The sequence below is a fragment of the Arthrobacter sp. BGA-UO-ETr-C19 genome (assembly GCF_059568005.1).
The window spans coordinates 595626-615614 of the sequence record NZ_JCAQPC010000024.1 but is presented as its reverse complement, the minus strand read 5'-3'; the positions used below and the strand labels follow the sequence as shown (position 1 = coordinate 615614).

18 protein-coding genes and 1 tRNA gene are annotated in these 19989 nt (G+C 64.8%); 7 read left to right on the top strand and 12 right to left on the bottom strand.

Going from position 1 to position 19989, the window contains the following annotated elements:
• Positions 1–89: 89 nt before the first annotated feature.
• Positions 90–3596, bottom strand: coding sequence for a DNA-directed RNA polymerase subunit beta (rpoB, locus tag AC57BR_RS21730; protein WP_496364384.1), 3507 nt, complete (start codon positions 3594–3596; stop codon positions 90–92).
• A 392-nt stretch (positions 3597–3988) separates the two neighbouring features.
• Between rpoB and AC57BR_RS21725 the strand changes: the two genes are divergently transcribed.
• Positions 3989–5188, top strand: a complete 1200-nt coding sequence (locus AC57BR_RS21725; RefSeq protein ID WP_496364382.1) for an acetyl-CoA C-acetyltransferase — start codon at positions 3989–3991, stop codon at positions 5186–5188.
• On the top strand, positions 5188–5700 hold the full coding sequence (locus AC57BR_RS21720; RefSeq protein ID WP_496364380.1) for an aminoacyl-tRNA deacylase: 513 nt from the start codon (positions 5188–5190) through the stop codon (positions 5698–5700). The genes AC57BR_RS21725 and AC57BR_RS21720 overlap by 1 nt, the downstream gene beginning before the upstream one ends.
• A 135-nt stretch (positions 5701–5835) precedes the next feature.
• On the opposite strand, the gene rplL is transcribed toward AC57BR_RS21720, so the two are convergent.
• The 9 genes from rplL to AC57BR_RS21675 all read right to left on the bottom strand — a co-directional run bounded on the left by rplL (position 5836) and on the right by AC57BR_RS21675 (position 12505).
• Positions 5836–6213 (bottom strand): 50S ribosomal protein L7/L12, encoded by a 378-nt coding sequence (gene rplL / locus AC57BR_RS21715; RefSeq protein ID WP_003803837.1) that lies wholly within the window; start codon positions 6211–6213, stop codon positions 5836–5838.
• 74 nt (positions 6214–6287) lie between these two features.
• Complete coding sequence (gene rplJ, locus AC57BR_RS21710) at positions 6288–6875, bottom strand: 50S ribosomal protein L10 (protein WP_496364378.1); 588 nt, start codon at positions 6873–6875, stop codon at positions 6288–6290.
• 294 nt (positions 6876–7169) lie between these two features.
• Complete coding sequence (locus tag AC57BR_RS21705) at positions 7170–8279, bottom strand: GNAT family N-acetyltransferase (RefSeq protein WP_496364376.1); 1110 nt, start codon at positions 8277–8279, stop codon at positions 7170–7172.
• 81 nt (positions 8280–8360) lie between these two features.
• The gene (locus AC57BR_RS21700; protein WP_496364374.1) at positions 8361–9452 is read right to left on the bottom strand and encodes a GNAT family N-acetyltransferase; all 1092 of its coding nucleotides are present in this window, start codon (positions 9450–9452) and stop codon (positions 8361–8363) included.
• Positions 9453–9643: 191 nt separating this feature from the next.
• The gene (gene rplA, locus AC57BR_RS21695; RefSeq protein ID WP_003803842.1) at positions 9644–10351 is read right to left on the bottom strand and encodes a 50S ribosomal protein L1; all 708 of its coding nucleotides are present in this window, start codon (positions 10349–10351) and stop codon (positions 9644–9646) included.
• A gap of 186 nt (positions 10352–10537) precedes the next feature.
• Entirely contained in the window at positions 10538–10969 is a 432-nt protein-coding gene (rplK, locus tag AC57BR_RS21690) for a 50S ribosomal protein L11 (protein WP_003803853.1), read from the bottom strand.
• Positions 10970–11102: 133 nt separating this feature from the next.
• A complete protein-coding gene (gene nusG / locus AC57BR_RS21685; protein ID WP_496364371.1) occupies positions 11103–11951 on the bottom strand; it encodes a transcription termination/antitermination protein NusG in 849 nt (282 codons plus the stop codon).
• Between the two features lie 115 nt (positions 11952–12066).
• A complete protein-coding gene (gene secE, locus AC57BR_RS21680; protein WP_496364369.1) occupies positions 12067–12351 on the bottom strand; it encodes a preprotein translocase subunit SecE in 285 nt (94 codons plus the stop codon).
• 81 nt (positions 12352–12432) lie between these two features.
• Positions 12433–12505 (bottom strand) — tRNA-Trp (locus AC57BR_RS21675).
• 273 nt (positions 12506–12778) lie between these two features.
• On the opposite strand from AC57BR_RS21675, the gene AC57BR_RS21670 reads away from it, so the two are divergent.
• Positions 12779–13996 carry a pyridoxal phosphate-dependent aminotransferase gene (locus tag AC57BR_RS21670; RefSeq protein WP_496364367.1) on the top strand — a complete coding sequence of 406 codons (1218 nt, stop codon included), beginning with the start codon at positions 12779–12781 and terminating at the stop codon, positions 13994–13996.
• Positions 13997–14268: 272 nt separating this feature from the next.
• Here AC57BR_RS21670 and AC57BR_RS21665 read toward each other — a convergent pair whose 3' ends face one another.
• Both AC57BR_RS21665 and AC57BR_RS21660 read right to left on the bottom strand, forming a co-directional pair.
• Entirely contained in the window at positions 14269–14946 is a 678-nt protein-coding gene (locus tag AC57BR_RS21665; protein ID WP_496364365.1) for a LuxR C-terminal-related transcriptional regulator, read from the bottom strand.
• Complete coding sequence (locus tag AC57BR_RS21660) at positions 14943–16361, bottom strand: ATP-binding protein (RefSeq protein WP_496364363.1); 1419 nt, start codon at positions 16359–16361, stop codon at positions 14943–14945. Before AC57BR_RS21660 ends, AC57BR_RS21665 begins: the two co-directional genes overlap by 4 nt.
• A 125-nt stretch (positions 16362–16486) precedes the next feature.
• On the opposite strand from AC57BR_RS21660, the gene AC57BR_RS21655 reads away from it, so the two are divergent.
• The 4 genes from AC57BR_RS21655 (at position 16487) to AC57BR_RS21640 (ending at position 19876) form a co-directional block, all read left to right on the top strand.
• Positions 16487–18082 (top strand): PspC domain-containing protein, encoded by a 1596-nt coding sequence (locus AC57BR_RS21655; protein WP_496364361.1) that lies wholly within the window; start codon positions 16487–16489, stop codon positions 18080–18082.
• 1 nt (position 18083) lies between these two features.
• Positions 18084–18368 (top strand): hypothetical protein, encoded by a 285-nt coding sequence (locus AC57BR_RS21650; protein WP_496364359.1) that lies wholly within the window; start codon positions 18084–18086, stop codon positions 18366–18368.
• A gap of 3 nt (positions 18369–18371) precedes the next feature.
• Complete coding sequence (locus AC57BR_RS21645) at positions 18372–18629, top strand: PspC domain-containing protein (RefSeq protein WP_496364357.1); 258 nt, start codon at positions 18372–18374, stop codon at positions 18627–18629.
• A 221-nt stretch (positions 18630–18850) separates the two neighbouring features.
• A complete protein-coding gene (locus AC57BR_RS21640) occupies positions 18851–19876 on the top strand; it encodes a 6-phosphofructokinase (RefSeq protein ID WP_496364355.1) in 1026 nt (341 codons plus the stop codon).
• The last annotated feature ends 113 nt before the right edge of the window (positions 19877–19989 follow it).

Here is a 19989-nt window from a genome sequence, read left to right as displayed (position 1 = left end):
CTCTCTTGTTCTCTAAATTCTGAAGTCTTGTTTACGGGGAGAGGGAGAGGCCGACGGCGGGTGGTCACCACCCGCCGTCGGGACCCCTGCTAGACCTCTTCTACGGAGCTGGGCTCTGCACGAGACAGATCGATGCCCAGTTCTTCCGCAGCCGTGAAGACTGCGTCATCAGAGTCACGCATTTCAATTGTGGTTCCGTCCGTGGAAAGCACTTCCACGTTCAGGCACAGCGACTGCATTTCCTTGATCAACACCTTGAAGGATTCGGGAACACCCGGCTCAGGGATGTTCTCGCCCTTGACGATCGCCTCGTAGACCTTCACACGGCCGTGGATGTCATCGGACTTGATCGTGAGCAGTTCCTGGAGCGTGTAGGCGGCGCCGTAAGCTTCGAGCGCCCACACTTCCATTTCACCGAAGCGCTGGCCACCGAACTGTGCCTTACCACCCAGCGGCTGCTGCGTGATCATGGAGTACGGGCCGGTGGAGCGGGCGTGGATCTTGTCGTCCACCAGGTGGTGGAGCTTCAGGATGTACATGTAGCCGACCGAGATCGGATCCGGGAACGGCTCGCCGGAGCGGCCGTCGAACAGGCGCGTCTTGCCCGAGGAGTTGATCAGGCGTTCGCCGTCACGGGTCAGGTTGGTGGAGTCCAGCAGACCGGTGATTTCCTCTTCGCGGGCGCCGTCGAAGACCGGCGTTGCAACAGTGGTCTGGCCACTCTCGCGCGGCAGGTTCGGCAGCTGCTTGGCCCACTCCGGCTCGCCTTCGATCTTCCAGCCCGTCTTGGCAACCCAGCCGAGGTGCGTTTCCAGCACCTGGCCGACGTTCATACGGCCCGGAACACCCAGCGGGTTCAGGACGATGTCGACGGGGGTACCGTCGGCAAGGAAGGGCATGTCCTCGACCGGGAGGATCTTGGAGATAACACCCTTGTTGCCGTGGCGGCCGGCGAGCTTGTCGCCGTCGGTGATCTTGCGCTTGGCAGCCACGTAGACGCGGACCAGCTGGTTGACGCCCGGGGGCAGTTCGTCGTCGTTGTCGCGGTCGAAGACGCGCACGCCGATGACGGTGCCGGACTCGCCGTGCGGAACCTTCAGGGAGGTGTCGCGGACTTCCCGGGACTTCTCACCGAAGATGGCGCGCAGCAGGCGCTCTTCCGGGGTCAGCTCGGTTTCACCCTTCGGGGTGACCTTCCCGACCAGGATGTCGCCGGCTTCAACCTCGGCACCGATGTGGATGATGCCGCGCTCGTCCAGGCCTGCCAGGACTTCCTCAGACACGTTGGGGATGTCACGGGTGATTTCCTCGGCACCAAGCTTGGTGTCGCGGGCATCGATCTCGTGCTCCTCGATGTGGATGGAGGACAGGACGTCCTCGGCCACGATGCGCTGGGACAGGATGATGGCATCCTCGAAGTTATGGCCTTCCCATGACATGAATGCCACGAGCAGGTTCTTACCGAGGGCGAGCTCGCCCTGGTCCGTTGCCGGGCCGTCAGCGATGATGCCGCCGACCTCGAGGCGCTGGCCTTCGTTCACCAGGACACGGTTGTTGTAGCAGTTGCCCTGGTTGGAGCGAGCGAACTTGTTGATGCGGTAGTTGGTTTCCGTACCGTCGTCGTTGAGCATGATGACCAGCTCAGCGGAGACCTCGGTAACCACACCGGCCTTCTTCGCGATGGTGACGTCACCGGCGTCGACTGCGGCAGCACGCTCCATCCCGGTACCCACGAACGGGGCCTCGGAACGGACCAGCGGCACAGCCTGGCGCTGCATGTTGGCACCCATGAGTGCGCGGTTGGCGTCGTCGTGCTCGAGGAACGGAATCAGGGCGGTTGCCACGGACACCATCTGGCGCGGGGAGACGTCCATGAACTGCACGTCGGCTGCGGGAACGAGCACGGGCTCGCCTCCACCACCGCGGGCACGGACCAGGACGGTCTCTTCAGCGAAGCGCTTGTTCTCGTCGAGCGGGGCGTTGGCCTGCGCGATCAGGACCTCTGCCTCGTCGTCGGCCGTCAGGTACTGGACGTCGTCGGAGACGACGCCATCCTTGACCAGGCGGTACGGCGTCTCGATGAAACCGAACGGGTTGATGCGGCCGTAGGATGCCAGCGAACCGATCAGACCAATGTTCGGGCCTTCAGGGGTTTCGATGGGGCACATACGTCCGTAGTGGGACGGGTGAACGTCTCGAACTTCCATGCCGGCACGGTCACGGGACAGACCGCCCGGGCCCAGCGCGGAGAGGCGGCGCTTGTGGGTCAGACCCGAGAGCGGGTTGTTCTGGTCCATGAACTGGGACAGCTGGGAGGTTCCGAAGAACTCCTTGATGGCTGCCACCACGGGACGGATGTTGATCAGTGTCTGCGGCGTGATGGCCTCGACGTCCTGCGTGGTCATGCGTTCGCGGACGACGCGCTCCATGCGGGACAGGCCGGTGCGGACCTGGTTCTCGATGAGCTCGCCGACGGCGCGGATGCGGCGGTTGCCGAAGTGGTCGATGTCATCGATCTCGACGCGCAGCTCGTGGTCTTCGCCGTCGCGCTTGCCCATGAGGGTCTTCTCGCCGGCGTGCAGCGCGACGAGGAACTTGATCATGGCCACGATGTCTTCAACGTGCAGGACCGAGGCTTCCTTGTCGCCAAGGGAGCGGTCGATGCCAAGCTTGCGGTTGATCTTGTAGCGGCCAACCTTGGCCAGATCGTAGCGCTTGGAGTTGAAGTACAGGTTGTCCAGCAGGGACTGGGCAGCCTCGACTGTGGGCGGCTCGCCCGGACGCAGCTTGCGGTAAATGTCCAGCAAGGCGTCTTCGCGAGTTTCGGTGGCGTCCTTCTCCAGCGTTGCACGCATGGAGTCGTACTGGCCGAACTCCTCGAGGATCTGGCCTTCGGTCCAGCCGAGGGCCTTCAGCAGCACCGTGACCGACTGCTTGCGCTTGCGGTCGAGGCGCACGCCGACCTGGTCGCGCTTGTCGATCTCGAGCTCGAACCAGGCGCCGCGGGACGGAATGATCTTTGCGGTAAAGATGTCCTTGTCGCTGGTCTTGTCAGCGGCGCGCTCAAAGTAAGCGCCCGGGGAACGGACCAGCTGGGAAACGACGACACGCTCGGTGCCGTTGACGACGAAGGTGCCCTTCTCGGTCATCAGCGGGAAGTCACCCATGAACACGGTCTGCTGCTTGATTTCGCCCGTGTTGTTGTTCATGAATTCGGCCTTGACGTACAGCGGTGCCGAGTACGTAGCGTCCCGGTCCTTGCATTCAGCCATGGTGTACTTCGGATCAGCGAACTCCGGATCGGAGAAGCTCAGGGACATGGTGCCCTGGAAGTCCTCAATCGGGGAGATCTCTTCGAAGATGTCGGAAAGACCGGAGGTGGTGGCGACGCTCAGGTCGCCTTCTTCGACGGCCTTCGCAACGCGGGCCTGCCAGCGTTCATTTCCGACCAGCCAGTCGAAGCTGTCCGTCTGCAGGGCAAGCAGATTCGGAACGTCAAGAGGTTCGTGAATCTTTGCGAATGAGAGCCGGCGAGTCGCACCATCGGTGCTTGCCGTATTAGCGGTTTCGTTATTAGAGGTGCTCGAGGCGACCAAGAGGGATCCTTCCACAGACCTTCAGGCGTTTTCAGATCTCCCCCGCTTTTCACCCTGCGAAGTGACTCCGCAGTGCTACCATCCGGTTCCGCTATATGACCCGGGACCTGGTTCTGCCCATGCTGGTGACGTTGTTCACGGCACATTGATGGAACAGCTAACAGGCTAAGCCCACCGCTATATGAAGGCTGAAGGTAAACAGGGAAGACGCAAATATCTACGATACGGCAAAACCCCACGCGTGTCTACCCCACTTGCCAGCAGAATGCAAGCACCGTTGCCACGGGCACCTAACCGGAATGCGCCCCGCCTTCCCAGCGTTGAATGGATAGGTGACCGGGCTCACGATACCCTTAGGCCAACCATCGACCAAAGATCGGAAGAGAACATCCATGAGCATTTCCGCGGACAACAGCGACGTTGTCATCCTGTCCGGCGCGCGCACCCCGCAGGGCCGGCTGAACGGGCAGCTGGCGAGCTTCACCGCCGTCGAGCTCGGGGCCCACGCCATCAAGGCGGCCATTGCGGCGAGCGGAGTGGACGCCGGCCAGGTGGACGCCGTCATCATGGGCCAGGTCCTGCAGGCCGGGGCCGGGCAGAACCCGGCCCGCCAGAGCGCCATCGGCGCGGGCATCGGCTGGAACGTCCCCACGGTGACCATTAACAAGGTCTGCCTCTCCGGGCTTACCGCGGTGATCGATGCGGCGCGGATGATCCGTGCCGGCGACGCCACCGTCGTCGTCGCCGGCGGCCAGGAATCGATGACGCGGGCACCCCACGTCCTCCCCGGCTCCCGCCAGGGCTGGAACTACGGCACCGTCCAGGCGCTGGATGTTGCGGCACACGACGGCCTGACCGACGCGTTCGACGGCCAGTCGATGGGCCTGTCCACCGAATCCAAGAACCTGACGCTGGGCATTGACCGGACCGCGCAGGACAATGTGGCCGCCAACTCACACCAGCGTGCCGCGATCGCCTCGAAGAACGGCGTTTTCGACGACGAGATCTCCCCGATCAGCGTCAAGCAGCGCAAGGGCGATCCCTTGGTGGTTTCCACTGACGAGGGCGTCCGGCCGGACACCACCGTCGAATCCCTGGCCGGCCTGCGGGCCGCCTTCGTCACAGACGGCACCATCACTGCCGGCAACTCCTCTCCCCTGTCCGACGGCGCTTCCGCCCTGGTCCTGACCACGCGCAAGTTCGCAGAGGAGAACGGACTCGAGTACCTGGCTGTTGTGGGCAAGCCCGGGCAGGTGGCCGGCCCGGACAACTCACTCCACTCCCAGCCCTCCAACGCCATCCGGAACGCGCTGGACCGGGCCGGCTGGAGTACCGCGGACCTGGACTTCATCGAGATAAACGAAGCCTTCGGTTCAGTGGCCGTGCAGTCCCTCAAGGATCTGGACTACCCGCTGGAGCAGTGCAACATCCACGGCGGTGCCATCGCCCTGGGCCACCCGATCGGCGCCTCCGGTGCGCGGCTGGCGCTCCACGCAGCGCATGAACTGAAGCGGCGCGGCCAGGGCAGGGCGGCAGTCTCACTCTGCGGGGGCGGCGGCCAGGGTGAGGCCCTCCTGCTGTTCCGCGACTGATGAACGGCGTTCCGGCGTCGGGCCCTAACGGGACCGACGGCGGCCGCGGCGGCAGGCAGCGGTTCCTTGCCGACGCCGCGGCGCGCGGCCTGGACGTCCAGCTCGTCGAACGGCTGGCGGCCCACAGCCTCGAGGAGGCGGCCTCGATCCTTGGCATCAGCCCGGCGGACATCGTGAAGTCCCTCGTGGTGAAGCACAAGGACGGCAGCTTCCTTTTCGCCCTCATCCCGGGCGACCGCCAGATCTCCTGGCCCAAGCTGCGCAGCCTGGTGGGCGTCAACAAGCTCTCGCTCCCGGCGGCGGATGTGGCGCTGGAGGCAACCGGCTATGAGCGCGGCACCATCACGCCGCTCGGCAGCACCACGGCATGGCCTGTCTACGCGGACCGGACCATCGCCGGCAAGCGGATTTCCATGGGGGCGGGCCAGCACGGCTACAGTGCATTCGTGGACGCCGACGCCCTGGTCTCCGCCCTCGGCGCAGTGCTCGCGGACATCAGTGAACCCAACTAGCTCGCATTAAAGCAACGCGGGGTCACTTAGCGCCCAATTCGACTTTCGGATTGGGCGCTAAATGACCCCGCGTTGTTTGTTAAACGCAGGAATCCCCGCCCACCGGAGTGGACGGGGATTCCTGGACAAGCAGTGTTACTTGAGGGTAACGGTGGCGCCAGCTTCTTCGAGCTGAGCCTTTGCCTTCTCGGCAGCTTCCTTCGTGGCGCCTTCGAGAACAGCCTTGGGAGCGCTGTCAACCAGGTCCTTGGCTTCCTTGAGGCCGAGGGAGGTGATGGCGCGAACTTCCTTGATCACTGCGATCTTCTTGTCGCCAGCAGCTTCGAGGATGACGTCGAAGTCGGTCTTCTCTTCGGCTTCCTCAGCGGCAGCGCCACCGGCGGGGCCGGCAACCGCAACAGCAGCAGCGGTAACTTCGAAGGTCTCTTCGAAGAGCTTGACGAACTCGGAGAGCTCGATGATGGTCAGTTCCTTGAAAGCTTCAATGAGCTCTTCGTTGCTGAGCTTCGCCATGGGTGGCGTCCTTCCTATAAAGGTGGCCGGGGGCTGAATGCCTTCCGTTCCACCGGAGTCTTTTTGGGAGAGAGTTAGTTCTCTTCGGCAGCGGCTTCGGCCGGAGCCTCAGCCTCTGCTGCGTCTGCGGCGGGAGCTTCTTCAGCGGCGGGAGCTTCGGCTTCAGCCGGAGCACCGTTCTCTTCTTCAAGCTTGAGGCGCAGTGCGTCGATGATGCGTGCAGCAGCGGCAGCAGGGGCCTTGAGGATGCCTGCAACCTTGGCGAGCTGCAGCTCGCGGGACTCGAGTGCTGCCAGGGCAGCAACTTCGCTGGCGTTCAGTGCCTTGCCCTCGAAGTAACCGGTCTTGATGACCAGCTGCTTGTTGGCCTTGGCAAAATCCGTCAGGCTCTTGGCAGCTGCAACTGCGTCACCCTTGATGAACGCGATTGCAGTGGGGCCGGCGAGCTGGCCGTCGAATGCTTCGACACCAGCTTCCTTGGCTGCAATGGCGGTCAGGGTGTTCTTGACGACCGCGAACTTGGTGTCCTGGCCGAGAGAAACACGCAGCTGCTTGAGCTGTGCAACGGTGAGCCCACGGTATTCGGTCAGGACAGCGGCGTTCGATTCCTTGAAATCGTTAGTGATCTCAGCTACTGCTGAAACCTTGGTAGGCGTTGCCATAACCCTCCTTCCGGGGATAGTGCCGGTATTCCGGGTCCCCGCTCAGGTGAGCTAAAACTAAAAACGCCCCGCGCAGATGCACGGGGCTTGGCTCAACGCTGTTCATAACAGCGGAACTTTGCTTCGTTCACCTGCGCCGGCCGCCCTATGTTCAGGGTCCTTCGTCCGGAAACCCACTGGCTCTTTCGCACACAACTGCAGAGTTGAGCTGAGCTCGAAAGAGTGGGAATCCAACAACCGACGGTCTTTGGTAGTTCAAGCTTACGGGAGGGTTCCGCGGATAACCAAATCGGCCTAGCTTCTGCTGGGTCCCAGGTCCGGCAGTTCCTTCTGCCAGATCCCGGTGACTCCCGCCGTCGTGAACCCGAGTTGGCGGTTGACCGTGAGCAGGTACCGGTTTTCCGGGGCGTTCCACGTGTAGATTACCCGCGCATCGGGGAACTGCTCGGTGAGGCGCTCCATGTTGGCCACCTTGATGAGCAGGCCGAGCTTGTTGCCGCGGTGTGCCTGCAGCACCACCGTGTCGTCCTGGAAGACGACGTCCTGCCGCTGCGCCAGGACGCTGATCGTGGTCAGCCCCACGAGCGTCTCCGTGGCGATATGTTCGACGGCGGTCACCACCGTGCGCCGTCCCTGGGAGATGGTGACTTCCTCGGCTTCACGCAGGATCCTGGCGTCGAAAACCATGCTGTCGTCGTCCTCCGCCGGCCCCGCGTCACCGCCGGCCTGGTTTTCGAGGGCAGCCACCGATTCCAGCCAGCGCTCCGGGCAACGGTCGGTCCAGTGATGCAGTCGGTAGCGGCCGTTGTTGGCCTCCTGCGCCTCAGCCTCGAGCTCGGCCACAAGCTTGGTGTCCAGCGGCAGCGCACACGAGCTGAACTGTTCAATGTGCTGCAGCGTGTAACCGGTGCGCTGGGCGAAATCCACCTCGCGGCTTCCCAGCGGCACATAGCCCTGGCCCGATCCGGGCACCAGCTGCTCGGGCGCGAATTCGTGCAGGGAGGCGCCGGGGTGGTTCGTGTCCACCAGAATCATGGTCCGGCCCTCCTCCCGGGCGAAGTGTTCGGCGGCCTCCAGCAGCTGCCTGCCCACGCCTTGGCGCTGGTACTCGGGGAGGATGTCCAGCGTGAACTCGGCAAGGTCCAGGTTGTCCGCGAGGGGAAGGGCGATGTCCACGGTGCCCACGATGTCGTCGCCGACCTTCGCCACGAGGATCACCTGGCGCTCGTACGGGTCGTCCAGTTCGAGAAGCTTTTCCACCGGCGTGTAGGCGAGGTCGTCACTGCCCCAGGTATCCATCCGGACCTTGCGCCCCACCTCCACGGCGGCGAGGAAGTCCGCTGCGTCGGCAGCGTCCACGGAGTCAGGAATCCACAGCCGCTCGATCCGCACCTCTATTGCCATTATCCCCAGCCGTTTCCGCCGCTTGCCCTGAAGGCTGCGGGCTTGAGTCCACGCGGTGTATCCGTCGCCAGCATATGCCGCTTAACGCCGGCGCTGCCACTCACCGTCGTACCCTGCCGCACGGAAGCCCAGGGCTACGTTGATGGCCAGCATGTGGTCATTCTCCGCGGCGTTGAATGTCAGGACCCGCTCCACCTCGGGATGGTCCTTCTGCAGGCGCCGGAGGTTGAGCACTTTGACCAGCATCCCCAGCCGGTGCCCGCGGTGCGCTTCGGCCACGAGTGTGTCGTCCTGCTCGGCCAGCCACGGTTTTTCGCCCGAGTGCTGGAGCACCGAGTAGGCCGCCAGCTCGCCGCTCGACTTATGCCGGGCCACTGCCACCAACGACTCCAGGCCCGTCCGCTTCCACTCATCCTCGACGTGCCGGACGCGCTGGGCATCCCACACCTCGGGGTCGTAGTGCAGCGCCCCTGCCGGAGTGTCCGTGCTCATCCTGGACATGAGCACTGCCATCTCTTCGAGATACTCATCCGGGCAGCGGTCCGTCCAGCCGAGAATCTCGTACCGGTCCCCCGCGATGCCGGCTGCCTCGCCCTCCAGCGCGTCAAGGACACCGTCCGACGGCGGCATGTCCAGTGCGCTGAAACGCGTCACCTGCTCGAGGGTGTAACCGGCCGCCACGGCGAACCGTACGCCGCGGGCCGCGGCCGGGACCCCGCCCGTCCCCGTTCCAGGCGTGAGGATCCCCTGCCCGTCCGGATCGAACCCGGGCGCGTGCTCGGTGAAGGACTGCAGGGTGCTTCGTCCGTCCTCCACCGCCAGAGCCTCTGCATGCCGCAGGAGGGCCTGGCCGATGCCGCGGCCGCTGAAGCCGTTGAGGACGTCCACCCTGAGGAACGCATCCTCGAGGTTCTCCTTTTGAGTAAGCCTGACCCAGGACCTTGCCACCATGCGGCCGTTCAGCCGTACGAAGAAGAGCCGCAGCTTCTGGTAGTCGTCGTCGCGCCAGGCCTCCAGCCTGGCGTTGCGGGGCGTTGCCCGGTCCAGGTTGCCCCAGGTCTCCAGGATCACGGCATCGCTGAGGTCGCTGAACTCAAGGAAGTCTGTGGCGTCGGGCGCGTCGAGTGACGCAGGCAGGAACAGCGGCTCGATCCGGTAGGAGGGCGTCGTCACCGGATCAGCCTAGCCGTAACGCCCGGAGTCCGACAGAGCCCCTTCCAGAGCGAGCCAACGCACCTGACTGGAGTCCCGCCGTCGTACTTCAGAGGCAACGAAAACGGCCACAGCAACGCAAAAGGACCGCCCGGCAACAGCCGGACGGTCCTTTGGTGCCGGCCGGAGATCCGGCCGCAGGTTCGCGAGGGTTACGCCTCGATGAGAACCTTGGTGACGTTGGGGTCAACGGAGATGCCGGGACCGAACGTGGTGGCAACCGTTGCCTTCTGGATGTAGCGGCCCTTGGAAGCGGACGGCTTCAGGCGGAGCACCTCTTCGAGGGCAGCGGCGTAGTTCTCGGCCAGCTTGGTGGCGTCAAACGAAACCTTGCCGATGATGAAGTGCAGGTTGGAGTGCTTGTCGACGCGGAAGTCGATCTTGCCGCCCTTGATGTCGTTGACAGCCTTGGTGACATCGGGGGTGACGGTGCCGGTCTTCGGGTTCGGCATCAGGTTACGCGGACCCAGGACCTTACCGAGACGGCCAACCTTGCCCATGAGGTCAGGGGTGGCAACGGCTGCGTCGAAGTCGGTCCAGCCGCCGGCGATCTTTTCGATCAGGTCGTCGGAACCAACGAAGTCGGCGCCGGCAGCGATTGCTGCTTCAGCCTTCTCGCCCGTGGCGAACACGAGGACGCGGGCGGTCTTACCGGTGCCGTGCGGCAGGTTGACGGTGCCGCGGACCATCTGGTCGGCCTTACGGGGGTCAACGCCCAGGCGGAATGCGACCTCAACGGTGGCGTCGAACTTGGACGGGTTGGTGTCCTTGGCGAGCGTCACTGCCTCGAACGGCGCGTAGAACTTCTCCGCGTCGATCTTGGCTGCGGCTGCCTCGTATGCTTTGCTGCGCTTTGCCATGCTGCTTATTTCTCCTTGTGCAGTTGTGGTCTACGGACCGCGCTGGGCCCTGCCACAGTCAGCTGTCCGGCTGTTTTTATCCGTCCGGATTTCTGACATTTCAATGTTTCAGTGGTGCCGGTTTCCCGGCGGTGCTGCCCGGCGTCGTTCCCGGTTTCCCGGACCCGGCGCCGCATCAGCGGGGAATTAACCCTCGACGGTGATGCCCATGGAGCGGGCGGTGCCGGCGATGATCTTCGCTGCGCCTTCGAGGCTGGTGGCGTTGAGGTCTTCCATCTTGGTGGAGGCGATCTCGTTGACCTGGGCCTGGGTCAGCTTGGCAACCTTGACGGTGTGCGGGGTAGCCGAACCCTTGGCGACGCCTGCAGCCTTCTTGATGAGCTCTGCAGCCGGCGGGGTCTTGGTGATGAACGTGAACGAACGGTCTTCGTAGACCGTGATTTCAACAGGAATGACGTTGCCGCGCTGGGCTTCCGTCGCAGCGTTGTACGCCTTGCAGAATTCCATGATGTTGACACCGTGCTGGCCAAGCGCGGGACCGATCGGCGGGGCCGGGTTAGCGGCACCTGCCTGGATCTGCAGCTTGATGAGGCCGGTGACCTTCTTCTTGGGAGCCAATGTAGGGTCCTTCTCTCAAATGCGTCCTGGGACACAGGAGCGTGCCTCAGGTGGTTGACCGCCATGGCGAGGCGGCCGGCCGTTCCGGAACTGCTAAAGCGGGCCGCTCCGGAACGAAATCTGTGGTGATCAGCTAGATCTTGGTGACCTGGTTGAAGGCCAGCGTGACCGGGGTCTCGCGTTCGAAGATGGACACCAGAACCACGAGGGTCTGGGAATCCACCTTGATCTCGGAGATCGTGGCGGGAAGGGTCTCGAACGGGCCTTCCTTGACGATGACCGATTCGCCGACCTCGAAGTCGACGTTCACCGGAGCGGCGGCCTGCTTGGTGGGCTTGCCCTTCTCGGCCTGCTCCTCTTCGAAGACCGGAGCCAGCATGGAGAAGACCTCATCGAGGCGCAGCGGCACGGGGTTGTGGGCGTTGCCCACAAAGCCGGTCACACCCGGGGTGTGGCGGACGGCGCCCCATGAGGCGTCCGTCAGGTCCATGCGGACCAGCACGTAGCCGGGGATGCGGACGCGGTTGATGACCTTGCGCTGAGCGTTCTTGATCTCAACGACTTCTTCCATCGGAACCTGGATTTCGAAGATGTAATCTTCCATGTCCAGGGTCTGGATGCGGGTCTCAAGGTTGGCCTTGACCCGGTTTTCGTAGCCGGCGTAGGAGTGAATGACGTACCAGTCACCCTCCTGGCGGCGCAGCTTGGACTTGAACTCCTCGGCCGGGTCGGTGGCCTGGGCGGCAGCAGCGGCCAGGACGTCGGTCCCTTCGGCGCCTTCCTCGGCGTCCTCTCCTGTCACGTCGTCGTCAGTCTCGGCGTCGTCAGCGTCGGTCTCGGCGTCGGCGTCGTCTTCAAAATTGGCGTCGCCTTCGGAATCGGGCGCAGCAGACTCAACCTCGGAGCCCTCAGCGGACTCAGCCGCGGGGTTCTGGGTTTCATCCAGCTCAGTCTCAGTTACCTCGAGCTCCTGCTCAGACACTTGGTCTCCTGCTTCCTCATTGCTAATTGCCTATTTAAATGGCTCAATTCCGCACACCCCGCCAGCTCCTTGCCGAATCCGGCCGGGAGCCCACGCAGTCTGCGGACCGATCGCCTTAGCGGTCTCCGGCGCCTGTACCGCTGAAGACCCAGCTCACCGCGGTGCCGAACGCCAGGTCCAGCAGAGTGACGACCACCATCATGATGACTACGAATACGAGCACCACAAGCGTGTAGTTGATCAGTTCCTTGCGGGTGGGGGCAACGACCTTCTTCAGTTCGCCAATGACCTGGCGGATGAAGAGTGCGATGCGAGCGAAGAAGCCAGCCTTGGCGGCCTTCTTTGCGGGGCGGCCCTTGGAGCTGCTGGCAGCTGTTTCGGTCACCTGTTCCTCACTCATCCTCGCAAGTCGGATTACCCGGCTCTGAACTGAACCTTTGGTTGCTGCGCTTGCTCCGGCTTTTCGCCGGAACAGCCTGCGCAGGGCAGACAGGACTCGAACCTGCAACCTGCGGTTTTGGAGACCGCTGCGCTACCAATTGCGCCACTACCCTATGGATCAAAAACCGATGAAGACCGCACTTTACCCAAGGCAATCTGGGGCGCACGTCATCATCTGTGTTTTCAACACCGGAGAACCAGTCTACGCAACAACTGCGCTTACGTCGAACCAGCCTCATTTCGGACCGTTTTCAGCGTCTGGATCCGCGCCGCACCGCAGTCACAAACCCGTGTTCCACCTCGAACGATCCGGTGAACAGCATAGAGTAGATTCCGTCGAAATCCACCATTCAGCTCCCCAGCTGCAAGCGAAGAACGGACCTGCCATGTCTTCCGCCCGCGTTTCCCAACGCATTTCCGCCATTGCCGAATCCGCCACCCTGGCTGTCGACGCCAAGGCCAAGGCGCTGAAGGCGGCCGGCCGGCCGGTGATTGGCTTCGGCGCGGGCGAGCCCGACTTCCCCACCCCGGACTACATCGTCCAGGCCGCCATCGACGCCGCCAGCCAGCCGAAGTACCACCGTTACTCCCCCGCCGGCGGCCTGCCCGAGCTGAAGAAGGCCATTGCCGAGAAGACGTTCCGGGACTCCGGCTACAAGGCCGACCCGTCCCAGGTGCTGGTCACCAACGGCGGCAAGCAGGCCGTGTACAACACGTTCGCCACCCTCGTGGATCCGGGCGACGAAGTGATCGTCCCCACGCCTTTCTGGACCACCTACCCCGAGGCCATCCGCCTCGCCGGCGGCGTCCCGGTGGAGGTCTTCGCCGGCCCGGAGCAGGACTACCTGGTAACCGTGGAGCAGCTCGAAGCAGCCGTCACGGACCGCACGAAGATCCTGCTGTTTGTGTCGCCGTCGAACCCCACCGGTTCGGTCTACTCGCCCGAGCAGGTCGCCGAAATCGGCAAGTGGGCCGCCGCGAAGGGCCTGTGGGTGGTCACCGACGAGATCTACGAGCACCTGACCTACGACGGCGTTCCCTTCACCTCCATCGCCACCGCCGCCCCCGAACTGGGTGACAAGGTAGTGATCCTGAACGGTGTTGCCAAGACCTATGCGATGACGGGCTGGCGCGTTGGCTGGATGATCGGCCCGGCCGACGTTATCAAGGCCGCCACCAACCTGCAGTCGCATGCCACCTCCAACGTGTCCAACATCCCGCAGATCGCCGCCCTGGCGGCCGTCTCCGGTCCGCTCACGGCGGTGGACGAGATGAAGGTCGCCTTCGACCGCCGCCGGAAGGCGATCGTGGACGGCCTCAACGCGATTGAGGGCGTTGAATGCCCGACGCCGAAGGGCGCCTTTTACGTGTACGCGGATGTCCGCGCGCTGCTGGGTAAGGAATTCCCGACGTCGAACGGTCCGGTCCGTCCGGAAACCTCGGCCGCGCTTGCCGCGCTGATCCTGGACGAGGTGGAGGTCGCAGTAGTTCCCGGTGAGGCCTTCGGCCCGTCCGGCTTCCTGCGGCTCTCCTACGCCCTGGGCGACGAAGACCTCGCCACCGGCGTTGGCCGCCTCCAGGACTTCCTCGGCAAGGCGCAGTAACCCCAAACGCTTCCTCACGTCCTGCAGGAAAACCACGGACCCTTCCTCAGATCCTGCAGGAAATGCCTAAACGCTTCCGCACCGAAAAAGGTGCGGGAGCGTTTGCTTTTGGGTGGCAGTTCAGGATGTGAGGAAGCGTTTAGGGAAAGGCGACCGGACGTGAGGAAGGGTTTGGGGAAAGGCGGCGGGACGTGAGGAAGGGTTTAGGGAAAGGCGGCAGGACCTGAGGAAGGGTTTGGGGAAAGGCGGCAGGACCTGAGGAAGCGTTGGGGCTAGAGGAGGCGGCGCTCGGCGGCCCACTTGGTCAGTTCGTGGCGGCTGGAGAGCTGCAGCTTCCGGAGCACGGCCGAGACATGGGTTTCCACGGTTTTGATCGAGATGAAGAGCTCCTTGGCCACCTCCTTATAGCTGTAACCGCGGGCGATCAGCCGCATCACCTCGAGTTCCCTGGCTGAGAGCCTGTCCAGTTCATCGTCGGCGATGTCTGCCGGGGCAGTGCCGAAGGCGTCCAGGACAAAGCCTGCCAGGCGAGGCGAGAACACGGCGTCGCCGCCGGCAACCCGGAACACGGCGTCGGTGATCTCCGCGCCGGAGATGGTCTTCGTAACATAGCCGCGGGCACCGGCCCGGATGACGGCCACGACATCTTCGGCCGCATCGGAGACGCTCAGGGCGAGGAAACGCGTGGTTCCCAGGAGCACAGCGGAACCTGTGATGACTTCCCGCCCTCCGCCGCCGCGGCCGCCGGGCAGGTGCACGTCCAGCAGCACGACGTCGGGCCGTGCTGTGGCAATAACCTCGACGGCCTGTTCCACTGTGCCGGCTTCGCCGACCACCACCACGCTCGGGTCGAGGTCAGCCTTGAGGCCGGACCGGAAGATCGCGTGGTCATCCACGATCACAACCCGCACGGTTCGTCCCGCCGCGCCTGCCCCTGCTGGTGTACTCATGACTTCCCTTCCCCGTTGTCCGCGACGTCCGCAGGCAGCCTGAGGCGCACCTCCGTGCCGTCGGGTCCGCTGTTGATTGCGGCATTGCCGCCGTGCCGTTTCATCCGGCCAATGATTGATTCGCGCACGCCCAACCTGTCGTGCGGGACAGCGCCCAGGTCGAAGCCCGGGCCCCGGTCCTTGACGAAGACTTCCGCGCCGCCGTCGGACACCTCGAGATAGACAGAGACGGGACCGCCGCCGTGGCGGGCAGCGTTCAGCATGGCCTCGCGGCTGGCCTGGACCAGCGCCTCGTGGCGCTCAGTCATCTCCGTGTCTCTCACCGTCACGACGTCGACGGCGTTTCCGAGCCCGTCCTCAACCTCTGCGGCGGCGGCCTTGATCCGGTCCGAGAGCTGGCCGGCATCGCGGGCGGGGTCTTTGAAGAGCCAGCCCCGCAGCTCGCGCTCCTGCGCCCTCGCGAGGCGGACGACGTCGTGCTCGTTGCCGGCACGGCGCTGGATCAGGGCGAGCGTCTGGAGCACGGAGTCGTGCAGGTGGGCGGCGATCTCGGCCCGCTCCGTCTCCCGCACGCGGCCGGCCCGTTCCGTCTCCAGGTCGCGCCAGAACTTCAGGCCCCAGGGCAGCAGCACCAGCGCCACGCCGCCCAGCACGGCAACGGACGCGAGCAGTGCGAGCCAGGTCTGCTGCCATGAGCCAGACCCGGAGACCATGACCAGCACCCCGGCCACCACGAGCGCGAGGCCCGCTGCCAGCCTCGCCCATCCACCGGCCTGGTCCGCTTTGGTTTTATCGACGAGCCCGGCCCGGCGGGTTTCATCCAGCTGCATCCAGGCAATGGCCGCGCCGCCCAGTATCGCGGCCGCCGGGATCAGCGTGCCGAGGGGTACCTCCACGCCCAGCAGCCTGGCGATGAGGATCGCGGCGACGAGCAGGAGCCCGGCTCCCAGCAGGATCTCCTTGCCGTAACGCATGCTCCGTATTCGGAACCATGTGCCGGCCCCGGGAGCGGCGGCAGGCGCCGGAGGCTGGGAAGCAGTGCCGGCGTCGTACTCCCCCGCGGGCGGGGGGACGGCGGAGAGTGAAGGAACGGCGGAGAACGAGGGAAGCATGCCCGGCGAAGGGGCCGGGGCCGGGCCGGACTGCAGGCCCTCAGGCGGCAGGCTCACGGCGGGGGCAATGGGCGACGCCGGACGGCGGGCATTGCGCCTGGCGTTCTCGTCCGCGGTGGGAACCATGATCCACAGCCACGCGTAGAAGGCCAATCCTGCGCCCCCGGCGAAGCCGGCGACCACCATGCCGATCCGCACCATGCGCACCGGCCAGCCCAAATGGACCGCCAGGCCGGAGCAGACGCCGGCGATCACGCGGTCGCTGCTACGGACCAGAGGTGGGCGGACAGGGGCTATGGTCATGCATCAATCCAAACACGGATCAGGGTTCCCGAGCCCCGTTGTGAGGGTGAACCCGGGGTAAGTCAGGGACAGCTCAGGGTGTTCCCCAATAGAGGACTGACCAGCCCAAACGGCAGTATCGAAGTATGAACTCGCAGAACCCCAACCCCAATGAAGGCCAGCAGCCGGGCACCCCGTCCGAGGGCAGTACCGGCCACGATCCGGAGCGTCCCGCCGAACGGGAATACACAGAACGGGAATACACAGAACCGGAAAACACAGAACCGGAACAACACACAGAGCCCGAAAAACCCACCGAGCCGGAAAAACCCACTGAGCCGCTGTTCCCGCCGCCCTCGCACGGTGGTCCCGCATACAGTGCTCCCGCATACGGTGCTCCGGGCTACGGCCGGTCCGCCCAGCCGCTGAACTTCTTCGACTGGATCCGCAGCCACGGCGTACGCCGGGGACGCGACCGCTGGATCGGTGGCGTCTCAAGCGGCATCGCGGAAAGGATGGGCATCGACCCCCTGATCGTGCGCGGCATCTTCATCGTGCTGACGCTGTTCGCAGGCATCGGCGTCCTCCTGTACGGTCTCGGCTGGGCCCTGCTGCCTGAGCCCGACGGCCGGATCCACACCCAGGAGGCGGGCGCCGGCCGCTGGAGCACGGGCATGACGGGCGCGCTCATCACCTCGATCGTCGGACTCACCGGCATGGGCGGCGGCTTCTGGGGATGGGGCCACGACGGCTTCGGCTTCTTCTGGGCCCTGTTCTGGATCGGCGGCGTCATCTACCTCATCTACTTCCTGACCCAGCGCAACAAGAACCGCACTGGTGCAACGATGAACGGCACCACCGGGGGCCGGGCGGCCTACGGCTACGCAACCCCCGGCAACGCACCAGCGAACGCCGCCGCGGGATCCCCATCTCCGTTCCCGGCGTCATCCTTCGCTGCCGGCAGCCATACGCCTGCCCAGCCCTACACGGTACCGCCAACTCCGGACGCCATCCCGTCCTACGGCTCCGCAGCCCCCACAGCCCCTTCCGGCGGCGGCCTTCCACCGCGCCGGCCCGCCCCGGTCCCGGTCCCGACGCCCGCGCCCAGGCCGCGGCCGAACGGCCCGGGCGCGCCGGCCGTGGCCATCACCGCCGGACTGGCGCTGCTGGCGGGGGGCACCCTCAAAGCGCTCGACGCCGGCAACCAGATTGATCTCGGCGATTCGGCCAACGCCGTGGTCTGGGCAGCCGGTGCAGCAGTCCTTGGCCTTGGCATCCTGCTGGCCGGAATGCGCGGCCGGACCTCAGGCGTTCTCGGTTTCTTCGCCGTGGTGGCGCTCATCGTCGGCGGAATCTTCAGCGCCGTGCCTAACGGTGACCGGTTCCGCTTCCAGAATGCGGACTGGAATCCCGTCACCATCGAGCAGGCCCGCCAGGGGTTCCAGATCACCGGAGGCCGCGGAACTGTCGACTTGACCGGCCTGAACCTGAACCCGCCACTGGGCACCGACGTCGTGATCCCCTTGGACGCCACAGCCAGCAACGTGACGGTCATCATCCCGCGCACCGTGCCGGTGGATGTCCGTGCCGATATGACCCTGGGCAACCTGAACGAGGGCACGGACAGCCGGGGCGGCATCACCTCCCGGCAAAGCAGCTACAACTCGGACAAGCCCGGCGCCAGGCTGATCCTCCAGATCGACGGCACCGTGAGCAACATCGCCATCCAGGAAGGAAACTGACATGAGCAGTTTTGATCCCGCACCGGAAACCCACCCTCTGCCCAAACCGTCCACCACGGGGAAGGACGAACCCGCCGAAGCGCCCGCCCGGGTAGGCACCATCGTCTGGGGGCTCGTCGTCCTCGCCCTGGCCGTCCTGATCGTCATCTCCCAGCTGGGGATCGTGGTCTTGAACGGGACATATGTGCTGATCGGCCTGATGATCGGCGCCGGAGCCGCGCTGGTCATCGGCGGACTCCTCTCAGCACGTAAACGTGACAACAGCACAACAAACGGGAAGTCTTGAGACATGGAAAAGTTCTACAGCATTGTCAGGGGCCTGGGCCTGAAGCGCGGACCGCAGCGCTGGCTGGGCGGTGTGTGCGGCGGAATCGCCGAGAAGCTGAACGTGGATGTGGCGTTCGTCCGGATCGGTTTCCTCCTCTTTTGCCTGCTGCCCGGACCGGCCATCGTGTTCTACCTCGCGGCGTGGCTGATCCTGCCGGACCAGAACAACTCAATCGCGCTTGAATCCTTCCTCGACAAGCGCGGCACGGGCCGGCAGTAACCGCCCCGGCCGGCAGCCGCCGTCGTCCGTTATACAGTGCCCCCGTTCCCGGCGGAACGGGAGCACTGTGCTGTCGGGGACCATGCCGGCCGGCGGCGTCCAGGGTCCCTTGGTGCTGTAACCGTTTGTGTCCTACCCCACACTCCCCACTAGAATCTCTTATTGAGCTCAGCGTGGCGCTCTGCCCGTAAAACCTTCGAACCAGGATTTGAGCCAAGAAAATGAAAATCGGAATCCTCACCAGCGGCGGCGACTGCCCCGGACTGAACGCCGTTATCCGCGGCGCCGTCCTCAAAGGCATTGCCATCCACGGCCACGAATTCGTGGGGTTCCTCGACGGTTGGCGCGGAGTGGTGGAGGGTGACATCATCCCCATTCCCCGCACGCTTGTCCGCGGCATTGCCAAGCAGGGCGGCACCATCCTGGGCACGTCCCGGACCAACCCGTTTGAGAACGGCGGCGGCCCCGACGTCATCAAAGCCCACATGGACCGGCTGGGCATCGATGCCATCATCGCCATCGGCGGCGAGGGAACCCTCGCGGCTGCCAAGCGCCTCACCGACGCCGGCCTGAAGATCGTCGGCGTTCCCAAGACCGTGGACAACGACCTCGACGCGACGGACTACACCTTCGGCTTCGACACGGCCGTGCAGATCGCCACCGAGGCAATCGACCGGCTGCGGACCACGGGTGAGTCCCACCACCGCTGCATGATCGCCGAGGTCATGGGCCGCCACGTCGGCTGGATCGCCCTGCACGCAGGCATGGCCTCGGGCGCCCACGCCATCCTCATCCCGGAGCAGAAAGTCAGCATCCAGCAGATCACCAAATGGGTCACCGAGGCCCATGACCGTGGCCGTGCACCGCTGATCGTTGTGGCCGAAGGGTTCGTGCCGGAGCACATGGAATCACCGCACTCCGAGCGCGGCCTGGACACCTTCGGCCGTCCCCGGCTGGGCGGGATCGCCGACCAGCTGGCACCGGAAATCGAAGCCCGGACCGGCATCGAGACCCGCGCCACCATCCTGGGCCACATCCAGCGCGGCGGCGTCCCGTCCGCCTTCGACCGCGTGCTGGCCACCCGACTGGGTATGGCTGCCGTCGATTCCGTGGTCGAGGGCCGCTGGGGCACGATGGTCTCGCTGAACGGCACCGACATTGACCACGTGGGCTTCGAAGCCGCGCTGGGCAAGCTCAAGACTGTCCCGCAGCACCGCTACGACGAGGCCGCGGTCCTCTTCGGCTAAGCCCGCACCCCCGGCCCGCTTCCCTGGTTAGTGCCAGCGCGAACGGGCAGATAATGCCCTGTTTTTGGTTTTTTGAGGGCATTATCTGCCCGTTCGCGCTTTGGTTTGGGGCC

Bases quoted from the DNA above. Each gene is read 5' to 3' on its own strand.
- AC57BR_RS21725 (WP_496364382.1), top strand. From the start codon at position 3,989: ATGAGCATTTCCGCGGACAACAGCGACGTTGTCATCCTGTCCGGCGCG.
- AC57BR_RS21720 (WP_496364380.1), top strand. From the start codon at position 5,188: ATGAACGGCGTTCCGGCGTCGGGCCCTAACGGGACCGACGGCGGCCGC.
- rplL (WP_003803837.1), bottom strand. From the start codon at position 6,213: ATGGCGAAGCTCAGCAACGAAGAGCTCATTGAAGCTTTCAAGGAACTG.
- rplJ (WP_496364378.1), bottom strand. From the start codon at position 6,875: ATGGCAACGCCTACCAAGGTTTCAGCAGTAGCTGAGATCACTAACGAT.
- AC57BR_RS21705 (WP_496364376.1), bottom strand. From the start codon at position 8,279: ATGGCAATAGAGGTGCGGATCGAGCGGCTGTGGATTCCTGACTCCGTG.
- rplA (WP_003803842.1), bottom strand. From the start codon at position 10,351: ATGGCAAAGCGCAGCAAAGCATACGAGGCAGCCGCAGCCAAGATCGAC.
- secE (WP_496364369.1), bottom strand. From the start codon at position 12,351: ATGAGTGAGGAACAGGTGACCGAAACAGCTGCCAGCAGCTCCAAGGGC.
- AC57BR_RS21670 (WP_496364367.1), top strand. From the start codon at position 12,779: ATGTCTTCCGCCCGCGTTTCCCAACGCATTTCCGCCATTGCCGAATCC.
- AC57BR_RS21665 (WP_496364365.1), bottom strand. From the start codon at position 14,946: ATGAGTACACCAGCAGGGGCAGGCGCGGCGGGACGAACCGTGCGGGTT.
- AC57BR_RS21660 (WP_496364363.1), bottom strand. From the start codon at position 16,361: ATGACCATAGCCCCTGTCCGCCCACCTCTGGTCCGTAGCAGCGACCGC.
- AC57BR_RS21655 (WP_496364361.1), top strand. From the start codon at position 16,487: ATGAACTCGCAGAACCCCAACCCCAATGAAGGCCAGCAGCCGGGCACC.
- AC57BR_RS21650 (WP_496364359.1), top strand. From the start codon at position 18,084: ATGAGCAGTTTTGATCCCGCACCGGAAACCCACCCTCTGCCCAAACCG.
- AC57BR_RS21645 (WP_496364357.1), top strand. From the start codon at position 18,372: ATGGAAAAGTTCTACAGCATTGTCAGGGGCCTGGGCCTGAAGCGCGGA.
- AC57BR_RS21640 (WP_496364355.1), top strand. From the start codon at position 18,851: ATGAAAATCGGAATCCTCACCAGCGGCGGCGACTGCCCCGGACTGAAC.